Genomic DNA, 14,122 nt, shown 5'->3' with positions numbered 1-14,122 from the left:
AGAAGGGCCCTTTTCGTGGCTCCTCCCCCGGCTGAAGCCGGGGGAGGAGCCACCGGCACGACGCTCGACGTCACGCGCACCGCCGAGGAACTCACCGCGACTGGTTCGACGTCATCCCGCCGCCCGGTGCCCGCATCGCGCTCGTCGTCGGCGACGTGGTCGGCCACGGCCTGCACGCCGCCGCCACCATGGGCCGTCTGCGCACGGCCGTACTGAACTTCTCGACCCTCGACCTGCCACCGGACGAGCTTCTCGGCCACCTCGCCGAACTGGTCACCCACATCGACCAGCACGCGACCACGGCGGAGGACGAACCCGCCATCGCCGGCGCCACCTGCCTCTACGCCGTCTACGACCCCACCGGTGGCACCCGCACCCTGACGACCTCGGCCATCGCTCCCCAGGTCTCCTCCAGCGGGACATCGGGGTCCACCCGGCCGCACTCCGGGGTGCGGCCGGGCTCCCACGCGGCCTGCCGCGCACCGCCTGGCCCGCCCCGCCGCGCCGCGACGCGCCGCGACGGCCAGACCGCCGCGGCGACCCGGTGACGAGATCCGATGTCATTCCGCTGGTCAGGCTGTCAGCGTCAAGACGTACTTGTCCCGCTGAGCCGGGTCCTGTCGATCATTTGAGTCACTGAGCCTTTTCAGGGCGGCCACCGATCGGATGACGGCCGGGTAGGTCGGGGTCAGCGCGGGACGCACAAGGCTCCCGGGCAGCTGAGCGAGCTGTCTCACGTCTCAACTCTTCTGCCAGGGAGCCTCGTTGGTCACCCATCCCGGCCCCTTCGCGAGGACGACCCGGAGTCCGCCTGCGGGTCAGCTGTCCGGGGTGGCGTCGTCGCGAGAGGGTACGGCGAGGAGCTCGACGGGGTCCTCGGAGGGTGCGTCCTGACGGGTGCGGAGAGTGCTGCGCTGCTGCTCTGCCGCTGCCGCCCGTACCTGTCCGGCGACTCCCTGCCCCTGGTGCCGGCCACCGCCCGCCCGGCCGTACGCGACCGGACCGGGCGCCCCGGGTGTCTGCGCGAGCGACTGCCGGCCGAGGCCGCCCGGTTCCGCTCCCTGGGGAGCGAAGACGGGGCGCGGGCCGGCCGCCGGAGCCTGTGGCTGCCGTGGCAAGGTGTCAGCGTGACCGACCTGTGCCGCGGGCCGGTCCGGCACGAGCGGACCCGAGGCCCGGCCCGTCCCCGCGCCTCCCCCGACCAGCAGACCGGCCGCTCCGGCGAAACCTTCACCGCCACCCACCGCTCCGGTACCCACGTGGTCGAGCCCGGAGCGCGCTGCGCCGTCCACCGCAAGGCCCGCAGGACGCGGGCCGCCCGCTGCCGCATCACCCGCCCCACCCGCGAGTCTGAGCGGGCCGGGCGCGGACGGGGAGCTCTGCCCGGCCAGGATCCCCTGCATCCGCTGGGTGTGCGAGTCCTCGTTCTCGGTGAGGTTGCGGGCCACCTGGTCCATCCGGTCGGCGGTACCCCGGAACGAACCGAGCAGCCGCTTGAGCACCTCCACACCGACACTGGTGGCGATCTGCTCGGCCGCGGCGATCACCAGCCTGCCGAACATGTCCCCGGGCCGGCCCACGTCCAGACCCTCGACGACCCGCCGGAACGAGTTGCCGTTCGAGTCGATGTCGTCGCCGTGGCGCCGAAGTTCGAGAGCACAGGAGGCCAACTGCCCCAGGTCCACCCCGAACCCGGGGCTGTTCGACGACCCTGACCCGCCACCCGTCACATCCTTGACGACGGTCTCCACCAGATCACCCACCGGCTGGGCCAGCGCATGACCCAGCGCCGACACCGCCTCCTCCAGAATCCCGGAGACGATCTGCTTGCCGGCCGCGACGATCGCCGCGCTGCTCCATGGACCGGTCGCCGAGGCAGCCGCCAACTCACCCTGCGTCGCAACCAGTTGGGTCAGAGTGGCACCCTTGCAGCCCTCGATGACCAGCGCCGCCGCATTCAGCGCGGTCGCGGTGGCCCCGCAGCCCTCGACCACCAGACGCGAGTACGCCGAAACGCTCCCCCACAGCTCGGCCAGCCTGTCCGCGGAAGCACCGTGGTAGACCTCCCCCAGCATGCCCAGCGCCTTGTCCGCGGCCATCTGGACGGAGTCGACCGCCGAGGCCAGCTTCCTCAGCTCGTCCGCAAGCCTGACCACCTCGTCCTCGTTCGCCTGGGGCCAGTCCACCCCGAGAAGACCGAGTACGGTGCCGAGTTCCGGCGGCAACTCCAGTGCCATGCTTCCCCCAAAACCGCTGCTCAGTCGAGCGCACGGATGGAACGACTTTCGTTGTCGGCGTACGCCAGTTGTTCGGTGCCGTCCTCACTGGTCAGCCACTGGTCGAGGTAGCCGAGCACAGTGGCGCTGTGGCCCCGGCCCGCAGGATGTCGGCCGGGGTCCGGGTGGCGGCGTTCGCCGGGCCGACACCGGTCAGGACGGCGAGGCCGAGTGCCGCGCCGACGGCGGTCGGACGCAGAGATTTCATCAGACTCCTCAAGGTGCGCATGTTCAGGACACCGCGGTGGTTGACGCGGGCATGCGGCTTGTCCCGATCCGGGTGGCGATCGGGTGCACGAGAGGGACGCTATCGGCGTGCGGAAGGGCTTGGCTTGGACGAATTTGACCTCGCCCTCACAGGGCGAGGGCCCCCTCCACCCGGCGGGCGGCCATCATCAGGCCGGGGGTGATGCCGGCCAGGGCGCGGAACTCGCGGCTGAGGTGGGACTGGTCGCAGAAGCCGCAGGCCGCGGAGATCTCGGCGAGATTCACATCCCCGCGGGTGAGCATCCGCACGGCGCGGTGGAAGCGCAGCACCCGGGCGGACGTCTTGGGCGTCAGGCCGACCTGTTCGGTGAACCGGCGGACCAAGTGCCCCTGGCTCCAGCCCACTTCGGCGGCGATCCGGGCGACGGGGATCGCTCCGGCCGTGCCGGCGAGCAGTCGCCAGGCGTGGCCGACCTCCGGCGCTGGATCCGGGCCGCGCCCGAGCCGGGCCAGCAACACGGCGTCCAGCAGGTCGAACCTGGCCGCCCAGTCACGGGTGGCCGCCAGTCGCTCCACCAGCACCCCGGCCTCGGGCCCCAGGACGTCGCGGAGCTCGACCACTTGATTGGTCAACTCCCCCATCGGCACAGCGAACAGCCGGTAGGCGCCGAGCGGAGTGAACTCCAGACGGATCGCCTCCTGCCCACCGGGATGCTCACACAGCGCGGGCCTGTCCTCCAGACCCACGACCAGCGAACCGATCCTCCCGCTGTCCGAGCCCGGTGCCCCCAATCGGCGGACCTGACTGAACGGCTCCGCCAGGCTGATCACCACGACGGCACGGCCCGTCGGGACCAGCCGCACCTGATACGGCGAGGCCACCGCCTCCCGATAGCCGGCGTAGCCGCGCACGAACGGGCGCAACCCAGGATGCCAGGGGCGGGTCACCCGCCACAGGCCACCGACCCGAGCGACCTCGACACCCCGGCCGACCACGCCGCCGCTTCCGACCTGAAGTGCCAACAGACATCCCCGTCGTCAGGAGTCACCAGGAACGAATCAACCTGGCAGCCAACGCCGAAACCTCGTCAGCCGCCCGGATCTGCGGCCGTCAGCTCTACATACCTCAACGGTATCCGAGGAGTATTGGGGCACCACAGGGCACGGTGCCGGCGAGCGCACGGAGAGATGCTTTCCGGACGCGGTCGCACAACGTCCTGGTGAGCTCGGCCCGCCGTTTGTCGCGGGTGAGGACGGCCGCGAGGTCGCAAGAGGCAAGGTGGATCAGGCGGTTGCGCTCCGAGCTTCGGGAGGAGTCCCTCCGCCAGGCGGTCGAAACCGCCGCGGAAGAAGGCCGGGCCTCAGGACCCACCGCTCACGTACGCCCTGCGGGTGCGCGCCCGCAAGCGGCCCGGTGACCGGCTCGCCGAACACGACCCCGCGTTCGGCGAAGGCCCGTGCCCCGGGTACGGCGTCGTGGGCCGCTGGCAGATCGACCACCAGGGCGTCCCGGTGCGTTTCGAGCACAACCCCGAGTATCTGCCCAGCCCCCGGGCTCTGGGCATGCCCGAACCGGAGAACGCCGCGGAGGCCGCGCTGCAGAGCTTCGTCGCCAAGCACCTCGAAAAGGAGGCCCTGAGGCGCGTGCTGCTGGATGCCCCGCTCGCCGTGCGCACCGACTCCGAGGAACCGGGGCTGTACCTCGAAGCGAACCGGTTCGGAGCGGGCGAGGTCTCTGCCTGCACCTCGCTGCGCCTCGTCCCTGCCGGCTGGCAGGAGCACCGGGTCATGACCGGGCGTCAGATCGCCGAGAAGGTCCCGGGCGCGGTACTGGCGCTCAACCCGGGCCACGAGCCCACCGCCGCGATCGGTCTCTCGGAGATCCGGCGACTGGCGCTCGACTGAGCGGACCGCACCCACGGCCGACGGGCAGTCAGCCCTGCGGGCAGCGGCGGCCCGGCCGCCTCGTACACTCTCCGTGACCAGGCCGAGCCGAAGGGGGACCGACAGAGTGACGGGCGATGCGAGCTGGGTGCCACCGCTGCGAGCGGGCCGCCGGCCGGCGGGGCAGGCGCTGCTCGGCTGGCTGGAGGATCCGCGCGCCCCGAGGCTCTGCCGAGTGACCGGGTCGTCCGGCAGCGGCCGGACCCACCTGCTCGCCTGGCTCGCCACCGGCTGTCCGTCCGACAACCCCAGGACCGGCCGCAGGGTCCATGCCTGCCTACCCGCCGCCGGGCTGACGGTGCACAGCGCCACCTGGCTGCTCGCCGACCGGCTGGGCGTCGCCGCCCGCACCCCCGCCGAACTGGCCACGGCACTGCACGACGGCCGCCCGCGCGTGCTGGTGGTCACGGACCTCGACCAGGCGGGTGGAGGGCTGTCGCCCGAGGAACCGCAGCTGATCGCCGCCGAGCTGCTCGCCCCGCTGCTCGCCGTGCCCGGCCTGCGCCTGGCGGTGGAGTCCACCGAGGGAACGGCCGCCGCGGCCGTCCTCGCCGGCGCGACCCCCGAAGCGGCCGTACTCGACCTCGACGATCCCCGCTGGACCGACCCGCGCCGGTTCGCCGACTGGTGCGCCCGACTGCCCGGCACTCCGCCGGACGCCGCGCAGGTCCACCCCAGCCCCGGGCTGGCCCAGCTCGCGGCTCGGCTGGGCGGCGCCGGCGAGCTCGACGCCGCCGCCCCGATCGCGGTCCGCCTGCGGCAGATGTGCGCGGCGTGGTGGAAGGCGCTCCCCGAGGAGCTGCGACCGGCCGTCCGGGCACTGGGCGTCGCGGAGCGGCCGATCCTCGCCGAGGACTGGGCGGCACTGCCCGGCTCCGGGGGAGCCGACGCGGTGCACCGGGCGACCGCCCTCCTGCCGCCGCACGCCGACCAGTTCTCCTGGCGGCTGCACCTCGAACCGCTCCGCGCGCAGGTCGCCGCGGACTCCCCGCCGGTGGACGACGCCGAACTGGTACGGGAGTTCGTGTCCCGGGTTCCACGGACCGAGGCGGGTCAGCCGGACTTTCCGCGTTCGAGTCCCGACATGCTCGGCATCCTGCTGCGGCACGGCGTCCGCGCGGGCCTGTCCGGCCACTTCCTCAGCGATCCGGAGTTCCTGGTCCACGCCGATCCGGGCGCGGTGACCGCGGCCTTCGAGTGCGCCGGGATCGCGGGCGACGCGCTGGCCCTCGCCTGGCAGCAGGCCGGCCCTGCCCTGACCGTACTGCCGTCCCCCGCCGAGCGGGCCGCCGTGCTGCGCGCCTGGCTGACCGGCCGTGCCCCGGAGGCCTGCGCCCGGCTGGACGCACTCGTACCCGGACCAGCGTGGTCGACGATCTGGGTGCACCGGCCGACTACCGGAGCGGTCCGGGCGCTGACCGTAGGACGCGGCCCGTACGAGGACCGGATCGTCGCGGTCACCGACGGCGGTGTGCACGTCCTCGACCCGGACAGCGGTCTGGACAGCGGCGCGAGCCTGCCCCGGCTGCCCGTCGTACCGACCTCGCTGGCCTGTGGCTACGACGGCGTCCTGCTCGCCGTCGACCGCGCCGGCACGATGGCCTGCCTGCCCTCGCCCGTGCCGGACAAGCTCGACCGCCCCGCCACCGTGGCGGGCTACGCCGCCCAGCACGTCGGCAGCGAACTGACGACGATCGCGGCCCTGCCGAACCGGACCAGCCAGGCCCTGTTCACCGGTGACGCCAAGGGCGGCCTCAGGCTCTTCCTGAACCCCTTCGGCAACGGGATGGCGGACAGTCTGCCCCGCTACGACGCACCCGTCCTCGCCATCGGCGTAGCCGATCACCGCTTCGGTGCGTTCATCGTCAGTGGCGACGCGGACGGCCGAGTCTGGGCGTACGAGCTGGGCCGCCCACCGGCGGAGGACCTGTTCGGCCGCCCACTGACGGAGGAGCCGATCGACGCCCGGGACTGCCCGGTCACCGCCCTCGCCGCCACCGAGACGCAGCAGGGGATCGTCATGGTGGCCGCCTGGGCCGACGGCGTCGTCCGGCTGCGCCGTCAGGACTCCGCCGACACCGTGCTGGACCTGCGGCTGGGCTCACCGGTCCGTTCCGCGGCCGTCGACCGCACCGGCCGCGTCTTCCTCGCCGTACCGGAAGGGGTGTTCGCCCTCCAACTCCGTTGGCGCCCCTGAAGGATGCCTCTGCTGCCGTACGCCGGCCGAGCGGCCGCCGCGCCGACCGTCAGCGGTTCCGAGGGGATGCACGGGCCGGCGGCGTGCACCCGCCACCTGCCGAACTCAGGCCGGACCGGGCGGCAGAGTCCCACAAGGCGAAGGAGATCACCCCGGCTCAGCTCGGTGAAAGTGCTCTGAAGCGTACGGCTCGGCGGGTGGCGGTGGGGCAGCAACCAGAGGCATCTGGATCGAGCCCTGCCGCCCCACCGCCGCCCCACCCGCCAGGACGCGGGATCGGAGCGTCCGCCGAGACTCAGACCGCCGGAGCCGGGTAGGTCGGGTACTCCACTCCGGAGACGTGCTGGACGACGCGGATGACCTGGCAGGAGTAGCCGAACTCGTTGTCGTACCACAGGTAGAGGATCGCGTTGTCGCCCTCGACCTTGGTTGCACCGGCATCGACGATCGAGGCGTGGCGCGAGCCGATGAAGTCGCTCGAGACCGCGTCGGGAGCGCTGATGAAGTCGATCTGGCGCTTGAGCGGCGAGGTCAGCGACACGTTGCGGAGGTAGTCGAGGACCTCCTCGCGGGTGGTCCCGCGCTCGAGCTGCAGGTTGAGGATCGCGATCGAGACATCCGGCACCGGGACGCGGATCGAGCTGCCGGTGATCCTCGCCTTGAGGTCGGGCAGCGCCTTGGCGACGGCGGACGCGGCACCGGTCTCGGTGATGACCATGTTGAGCGCCGCCGAGCGGCCGCGGCGGTCGGAGTCGTGGTAGTTGTCCAGCAGGTTCTGGTCGTTGGTGTACGAGTGGACGGTCTCCACGTGGCCGCGCAGGACGCCGTACTCGTCCGCCATCGCCTTCAGCGGCGGGACGATCGCGTTGGTGGTGCAGGACGCGCAGGACAGGATCTGCTCGTCCGGCTTGATCGTGTCGTGGTTGACGCCGTGGACGATGTTGGGGACGTCGCCCTTGCCCGGCGCGGTCAGGACCACCTTGGCGATACCGGGGCGGAGGTGCTTCGACAGGCCCTCGCGGTCGCGCCACCTGCCGGTGTTGTCGATGAGGATGGCGTCGTTGATGCCGTACGCCGTGTAGTCCACCGACGTCGGGTCGTTGGAGTAGATCACCTTGATCTCGGTGCCGTTGGCGATGATCTTGTCGTTCGCCTCGTCGACGGTGATCGTGCCCTGGAACTGGCCGTGGATGGAGTCACGGCGCAGCAGCGAGGCGCGCTTGACGAGGTCTTCGCCGGCGCTCTTCCGGACGACGATGGCACGCAGCCGCAGACCGTTGCCCGAACCGGCCTTCTCGATGAGCAGGCGGGCCAGGAGACGGCCGATGCGGCCGAACCCGTACAGGACGACATCGCGCGGCTCGCGGCGTTCCAGCTTGTTGGCGCCCGTCGCGCCGGCGACCGCCTCGGCGGTGAATTCCTCCACCGAGAGACCGCGGTCGTCGGTCTTGTACGTGGCGGCGAGCATGCCGATGTCGATCTGGGAAGGGCCGAGATCGAGCGTGGTGAGAGCATCCAGGAACGGCAGCGTCTCGGTGACCGAGAGCTCCTCGCCGGCTATCTGGCGGGCGAACCGGTGAGTCTTGAGGATGCTGACCACCGACTTGTTCACCAGGGAGCGGCTGTGGACCAGGACCGTGACGTCCCTCTCCCGGTGCAGTCTCCCGATGATCGGGATCATCGACTCCGCGATCTCTTCGCGGTTCTTCCAGTTCGTGAACACGTCTTCGTTGACAGTCACAAGTTCATCTTTCGAGCTAGGCGATGCGCACACACATGCTAGCTTTGGGACATTTCGATCATGCGAGCGGACCCGCCTGAGCACGGATTTCCCGCTGCATCGGCACCCGGGTCGAGCGGCCGCTCGGCGCCCGGCGGGCACATGACGGTGTCGGCCTCGTCCACCACGTCCCGTACGACGTCGTCGTGATCTCCTGCGGTGACCGCGCGTTGGGGGAAGATCCGCCGGACACGGCCAGGCAGTGCCGTCCACCGGGCCCGGCGCGCGGCGGCCTTTTCGTCGACGACCGCGCGGAAGTCCCGCAGGGTGCGGAACTCGCGGACGGCCTGCCATTCGCCCGCGCCGGGCGGCGGAGGGGGCAAAGCCCGGTGCTGGGAGGCGCGGTAGAGGTCGAGCATGTGCTGTTGGGTGGCGTTCATGTCCCTACCGTGCAGCGCCTCCCGGGGGCCGGGCGCATCGATTGACGTTCCTCGTCAATCGATGCGCCCGGCCTGCGCAAAGGGAGGCACGATAGGGCCCATGAGCGTGACCATCGAGATCGCGGGACTCCCGCCCGAGCGCCTGGTCTTCAGCCCGTCGCCCCTCGCCGAACTGTGCGCTGCGCTGCACGCCCTGGCCGACCCGGGGCACCACCCCGGGCTGCACGGCTGGACCACCGCAACGAACGCCGCCCTCAAACCGGACCTCGCGGACCGGCTGTGCGAGGCGAATTTCCTGTGGAGCTCCACCTTCTCCGACATCTCGCTGCCGTTCGCCGCATTGCCGGACTCGCACGGCCGCCCGGGTGCCACGCTCGCCGAGGACCTGGACATGCTCGACCGGCTCGACGACGCCCTCTTCGTCGACGCCGCACTGGAGATCTCCTGCAGCGCCAGCTACGGCCGGGGTGGCCCATCCCCGCTCGTGAACGCCAAGGCCCGCGCGCAAGCCCTGGAGCGCGCCACGGCGCGCGGCCCCCGGCAGGTGGAGTTCGCCAAGCGGCTGCTGGAGAACCCGTCGGCCATACGGGCCTGGATCCGCCGCCTGTTCGAGGACTGCGCGGAGGCGTTCTTCGACGACGTCTGGCAGCGGGTGCGCGTCCAGCTCGCCGCAGACGCCCGGCACAAGACGGAGATGCTGCGCCGCAAGGGCCTGGCCGAGGTGCTGGCCGAGGTGTCGCCCGCCGTGACACTGGAGGACGGCGGGTCCCGGATCAGCGTCGACAAGCTCAGCAGCGGCCGTGCGAACGCACTCGACCCGGCCGTCGGCCCGGGCGTCACCTTCGTCCCGTCCTCCTTCGGCTGGCCCCACCTGTGGGTGCTGCACGCTCCGCGCTGGCGCCCGGTGGTCCACTACCCGGTCGCCGCGCCCGAGGTGCCGGGCCCCGGTTCCCTGGACCTGCTCAAGCTGCGGCTGGAGGCCCTCTCCCACCCGATGCGGATCCGGATGTGCCGCTACCTGGCCCGGTCCGCCTTCACCACCACCGAGTTGGCGGCCGCGCACGACATCAGCCCGCCCGAGGTCTCCCGGCACATCGCGGTCCTGAAGAAGGCCGGGCTGATCACCACGCGTCGGCGCGGCCGCTATGTGCTCCACCAGCTGGACCTGCCGGTGGTCGCCCGCCTGGGCAGCGACTTCCTGGAGGGGGTACTGCGCTGACGTTGCCGCACGGTGCGTCAGCGATCCCGGGTGACATTGGCGCTGACCGGGCGCAGCCCGAGCTGACGACGGGACGGTCCGAGGACGCGCGGGCCGTCCCGGTGCAACATCCCCTGGGCATCAACCGACAACGGGGAGTTCGCCTACTGGCAACAGGCGCGTAGAGCGCTCCGGGTGGCGGTGCGCGGTGGGGCGAGGTCGTACAGCACCGCGCCGGCGGGCAGCAGCCGACGCACGATCAGGTGCGACAGGCAGACGCCCAGGACGTCCGGATTCCAGGCGGCTCGGAAGAAGAAGGCGTGCGCGCGGTCATGGGACCAGGTGCGCGTCAACCCCACACCGCTGAGCATCCCCGTCACCGTGCACCGCCCTGTCTGCGCGATCAGCCCCGTGACCAGCGCGGCAAACGTACGGAACGTCGGCGCGGTGGAGGAGCCGCGCACCAACTCCAGCACGGCAAGCAGCGAAGCAGGTCCGGTCGGATCCGGAAGCATCTGGCGGGTCCCTCCCCGGAGGAGACGTAAGCACCGCCGATGCTTCTCTGCCGTCTGCGGCATGCACCGCCAGATGACGCCACATCACCCGCCCGGGCGACCCCCACAACGATCAACGAAAACGTCGAAAGCCGAGGGTCCAGTACGGACACCGCAATATCGCCGCTGGCCTCCACCACGCCTCCTACGGCCCCTTCAACCGGCCACTGGACTCGCTGAACGTCCTATGACCGGCGCGCCTACAAGTTCACCGGGGTTTCGGGGCTTCCCTGCTCGAGGCGTTCCGCTGCCCGCCGCCAGGGTGAAACAACGAGACTCCGCCGTGGAATTCGTTTCGTTGCATGGAATGTGCTGTTCACTCACATAAAGTAGCCCACCGGGTTGCCCCCCCCTTCCATCATCCCCCGGCGGGTGTAACGCGGTCGTCTATCTACCTGAGAAGACCGATCCCGGATTGGTCTTGGATCACACCCGCCCGTGCGGCTGGGGACGCGTAGAAGGAACGATGGCCATGAATGCGAACTCCTCTCCGCCGGTCCGGCGGTCGCGTACGGCGTGCCTGGCCGCTGTCGCCGTTGCCGTTGCCGGAGCACTGGGACTGCTCAGCGCGTGCGGCGGATCGTCACACCCCAAACCCGCCGGCGCGCTGACTCCCGGAGCCGGCCAGACCCTGCCGGGATTTCCCGGTGCCTCCGGAACGAGCGGTACGGTCACCGTCAGCCCACCACCAAGCACGCCCTCGACCTCACCTGCCAGCGGCCAGCCGTCCGCTCCAGCGACCGCCAACGCGGTGACGATCAAGAACTTTGCGTTCTCCCCGGCCACACTGACGGTCAAGGCGGGCACGAAGGTGACCTGGACCAACACCGACCCCGATGCTCACACCGTCACCAGCAAGCAGGGATCGGGCGGGCCACTGCAGTCGGCAGCCCTAGCCACCAACGACACCTACAGCTACACGTTCACCGCACCCGGCACCTACCCCTACTTCTGCACCATCCACCCGTTCATGACCGCCACCGTGGAGGTGACCCCATGACCGAGCCCACACCCGACTCCAACGGCGGCGGCGAGCACGGCATGACCCGCCGGCAGCTCATGCGGCACTCCGCCTGGTTCGGTGGTGCCGTGGTCCTGACAGTCACCGCAGGAGAGGTGATCAGTCATATCCCCGGTTCGGCGATCGCGGCCCCGGCAAGCAGCGCAGACCTGCGTTTCGTGCAGGTCTCCGACAGCCACATCGGCTTCCAGGGCCCGGCCAACATGGACGTCACCGGGACGTTCGGCACAGCGATCAACCAGGTCAACTCCCTCGGGTTCCGACCCGACTTCGTCATGCACAGCGGCGACCTGACGCACCTTTCCACCCCCGCCCAGTTCGACCAGGTCAAGCAGATGCTGTCGCAGCTGGACACGGACCGGGTCTTCACCGTGCCGGGCGAGCACGACTCGATCGGAGACAACGGACCACGCGCCTACCGACAGACTTTCGGCAAAAACACCCTCGGCGACGGCTGGTACAGCTTCGACACGCACGGTGTGCACTTCATCGCGCTGGTCAACACGCTGCACCTGGAGCAACTCGGCCACCTGGGCAACGATCAGATCGACTTCGTGCGCAAGGACATCGCGGGCCTGTCCTCGGACACCCCCATCGTCATCTTCAGTCACATCCCGCTGTTCGCGATGTATCCGGCGTGGGGCTGGGGCACCGACGACGCGGTGCAGGTGCTGTCGATGTTGCGCCGCTTCTCCTCAGTCACGTGCCTCAACGGGCACGTCCACCAGCTGTTCGCCAAGACCGAGGGCAACATCACCTTCCACTCGGCCGCCCCCACCTGCTACCCGTTTCCCAAACCCGGCCAGGGCCCCGCCCCACTTCCACAGGTGCTGCCCGCCGGACGCCTCAAGGACGCACTCGGCATCCGCACCGTCAACTACTGGCAGGGCAACCACGCACTGGCCGTCAAGGACGAGAAACTCGCATGAACACCCGGAGCCTGCCCGCCCCCGCACTGCGCCTGGTGCTTGCCGCCACGCTCGCGGTAAGCGGATACATCCACGCCCAGCTCTACATCGACGGATACCGCTTCGTCCACATCATCGGCTCGTTGTTCCTGCTGCAGGCCAGCACCGCCTTCGCGGTGGCCGCACTCCTTCTGCTGGCGGCACCCCTGCTACTGCGAATCGCCGCCGCCGCGATCGCCATCGGCGCGCTCGCCGGGTTCGCCGCATCCCGCACCATCGGATTGTTCGGGTTCTCCGAACACGGCCTGCAACCCGCCCCGCAGGCCCTGCTCAGCGTCATCGCCGAGGCGCTCACCCTGCTGGTCGTCGCGGCCTGGCAGGCATCCGAGCTCGGGCTTGTGCCGTCAAGATCCAGGGCGGCAGAGTCGGGAACGGGGGCGGATGATCACGCGGAGGGCCTCACTCACCCCGCCAACCACCAACGGCTCTACGACGTCCGCCGTCAAGGACGAGAAACCCGCATGAACACCCGGAGCCTGCCCGCCCCCGCACTGCGCCTGGTGCTTGCCGCCACGCTCGCGGTAAGCGGATACATCCACGCCCAGCTCTACATCGACGGATACCGCTTCGTCCACATCATCGGCTCGTTGTTCCTGCTGCAGGCCAGCACCGCCTTCGCGGTGGCCGCACTCCTTCTGCTGGCGGCACCCCTGCTACTGCGAATCGCCGCCGCCGCGATCGCCATCGGCGCGCTCGCCGGGTTCGCCGCATCCCGCACCATCGGATTGTTCGGGTTCTCCGAACACGGCCTGCAACCCGCCCCGCAGGCCCTGCTCAGCGTCATCGCCGAGGCGCTCACCCTGCTGGTCGTCGCGGCCTGGCAGGCATCCGAGCTCGGGCTTGTGCCGTCAAGATCCAGGGCGGCAGAGTCGGGAACGGGGGCGGATGATCACGCGGAGGGCCTCACTCACCCCGCCTACCACCAACGGCTCTACGACGTCCTGTGGATGCTCCTGCCCGTGGCGGTGATGGTCGGCCTCTACTGGTACGGCCGGGTACACACCCCCGACTACGAGACCAGCCTCTTCGGGAACCGCGGCAACGACGCAATACTGCTGAAAGCCCAAATGGGATCCGCGCTCCTGGGCCTGGCGCTGATTCAGCTGCTTCTCGCCCTGTGGATCTACGGTCGCCTGCCCGCACTGCGAGCCGCACCGCACGGGGTCCACACCACGCACCGCCTCATCGGCCTGACCGCCTTCCTCCTCTCCCTGCCCATCGCTCGGCACTGCATCACCACCTACGGCGTCCAACTGACCAACACCCGCGTGGCGCTGCATTCGCTCACCGGCTGCTTCCTCTACGGGGCCTTCGTCGCCAAGGTCATCGTGGTCCGGCACCGCCGCTGGCCCGGCTGGGCACTCCCCCTGGCCGGCGGTACTCTCGTCACTGCGATCGCCCTGATCTGGTACGCCGCCCCCTTCTGGTACCTGAACGGCTTCCAGGCACCCGGCCTGTGAGCAGAACGTGCGGCGTCTCTCCCGACGGCCAACAGCGGATTCCCGCGCGGCGGAGCCCAGTTCGTCCTACGCCGGAAGCGTGAGGAGTTTCTGGCCGTTGGTCGCATACACATCGAAGTGACCGATAGATCCGGGGG

At 70.5% G+C, this 14,122-nt stretch carries 12 protein-coding genes and 1 pseudogene; 7 read left to right on the top strand and 6 right to left on the bottom strand.

Annotated elements, in window-relative coordinates; translation table 11 throughout:
• Positions 1–98: 98 nt before the first annotated feature.
• Positions 99–359: pseudogene (locus P3T39_RS21715) on the top strand (SpoIIE family protein phosphatase); the annotation flags it as partial.
• 459 nt (positions 360–818) lie between these two features.
• Here P3T39_RS21715 and P3T39_RS21710 read toward each other — a convergent pair.
• The 3 genes from P3T39_RS21710 to P3T39_RS21700 all read right to left on the bottom strand — a co-directional run bounded on the left by P3T39_RS21710 (position 819) and on the right by P3T39_RS21700 (position 3,506).
• A complete protein-coding gene (locus tag P3T39_RS21710; RefSeq protein ID WP_280700131.1) occupies positions 819–2,237 on the bottom strand; it encodes a hypothetical protein in 1,419 nt (472 codons plus the stop codon).
• A 91-nt stretch (positions 2,238–2,328) separates the two neighbouring features.
• On the bottom strand, positions 2,329–2,484 hold the full coding sequence (locus tag P3T39_RS21705) for a hypothetical protein (RefSeq protein WP_280700130.1): 156 nt from the start codon (positions 2,482–2,484) through the stop codon (positions 2,329–2,331).
• 146 nt (positions 2,485–2,630) lie between these two features.
• Positions 2,631–3,506 (bottom strand): AraC family transcriptional regulator, encoded by an 876-nt coding sequence (locus P3T39_RS21700; protein ID WP_280700129.1) that lies wholly within the window; start codon positions 3,504–3,506, stop codon positions 2,631–2,633.
• 369 nt (positions 3,507–3,875) lie between these two features.
• Here P3T39_RS21700 and P3T39_RS21695 point away from each other — a divergent pair, with 369 nt between their 5' ends.
• Both P3T39_RS21695 and P3T39_RS21690 read left to right on the top strand, forming a co-directional pair.
• On the top strand, positions 3,876–4,388 hold the full coding sequence (locus tag P3T39_RS21695) for a type VII secretion system-associated protein (RefSeq protein ID WP_280700128.1): 513 nt from the start codon (positions 3,876–3,878) through the stop codon (positions 4,386–4,388).
• A 214-nt stretch (positions 4,389–4,602) separates the two neighbouring features.
• Positions 4,603–6,624 carry a hypothetical protein gene (locus P3T39_RS21690; protein ID WP_280700127.1) on the top strand — a complete coding sequence of 674 codons (2,022 nt, stop codon included), beginning with the start codon at positions 4,603–4,605 and terminating at the stop codon, positions 6,622–6,624.
• A 295-nt stretch (positions 6,625–6,919) separates the two neighbouring features.
• Here P3T39_RS21690 and P3T39_RS21685 read toward each other — a convergent pair whose 3' ends face one another.
• Positions 6,920–8,365 (bottom strand): glyceraldehyde-3-phosphate dehydrogenase, encoded by a 1,446-nt coding sequence (locus P3T39_RS21685; RefSeq protein WP_280700126.1) that lies wholly within the window; start codon positions 8,363–8,365, stop codon positions 6,920–6,922.
• A gap of 38 nt (positions 8,366–8,403) precedes the next feature.
• A complete protein-coding gene (locus P3T39_RS21680) occupies positions 8,404–8,784 on the bottom strand; it encodes a hypothetical protein (RefSeq protein ID WP_280700125.1) in 381 nt (126 codons plus the stop codon).
• Between the two features lie 100 nt (positions 8,785–8,884).
• Here P3T39_RS21680 and P3T39_RS21675 point away from each other — a divergent pair, with 100 nt between their 5' ends.
• Positions 8,885–10,003, top strand: coding sequence for a DUF5937 family protein (locus tag P3T39_RS21675; protein WP_280700124.1), 1,119 nt, complete (start codon positions 8,885–8,887; stop codon positions 10,001–10,003).
• A gap of 143 nt (positions 10,004–10,146) precedes the next feature.
• On the opposite strand, the gene P3T39_RS21670 is transcribed toward P3T39_RS21675, so the two are convergent.
• The gene (locus tag P3T39_RS21670; RefSeq protein ID WP_280700123.1) at positions 10,147–10,497 is read right to left on the bottom strand and encodes a transposase; all 351 of its coding nucleotides are present in this window, start codon (positions 10,495–10,497) and stop codon (positions 10,147–10,149) included.
• Positions 10,498–11,002: 505 nt separating this feature from the next.
• On the opposite strand from P3T39_RS21670, the gene P3T39_RS21665 reads away from it, so the two are divergent.
• From P3T39_RS21665 to P3T39_RS21655, 3 genes are read left to right on the top strand one after another with little or no spacing between them, the layout of a single operon-like run.
• Positions 11,003–11,536: a cupredoxin family copper-binding protein gene (locus P3T39_RS21665; protein ID WP_348534368.1), complete on the top strand. Its 534-nt coding sequence runs from the start codon at positions 11,003–11,005 to the stop codon at positions 11,534–11,536.
• Positions 11,533–12,486: a metallophosphoesterase gene (locus P3T39_RS21660; RefSeq protein WP_280700121.1), complete on the top strand. Its 954-nt coding sequence runs from the start codon at positions 11,533–11,535 to the stop codon at positions 12,484–12,486. The genes P3T39_RS21665 and P3T39_RS21660 overlap by 4 nt, the downstream gene beginning before the upstream one ends.
• Entirely contained in the window at positions 12,483–13,985 is a 1,503-nt protein-coding gene (locus tag P3T39_RS21655) for a DUF6529 family protein (RefSeq protein WP_280700120.1), read from the top strand. Before P3T39_RS21660 ends, P3T39_RS21655 begins: the two co-directional genes overlap by 4 nt.
• The last annotated feature ends 137 nt before the right edge of the window (positions 13,986–14,122 follow it).

Origin of the sequence: Kitasatospora sp. GP82, assembly GCF_029892105.1 — a bacterium.
GTDB lineage: Bacteria > Actinomycetota > Actinomycetes > Streptomycetales > Streptomycetaceae > Kitasatospora.
This window is presented reverse-complemented; position numbering and strand designations above follow the sequence as displayed.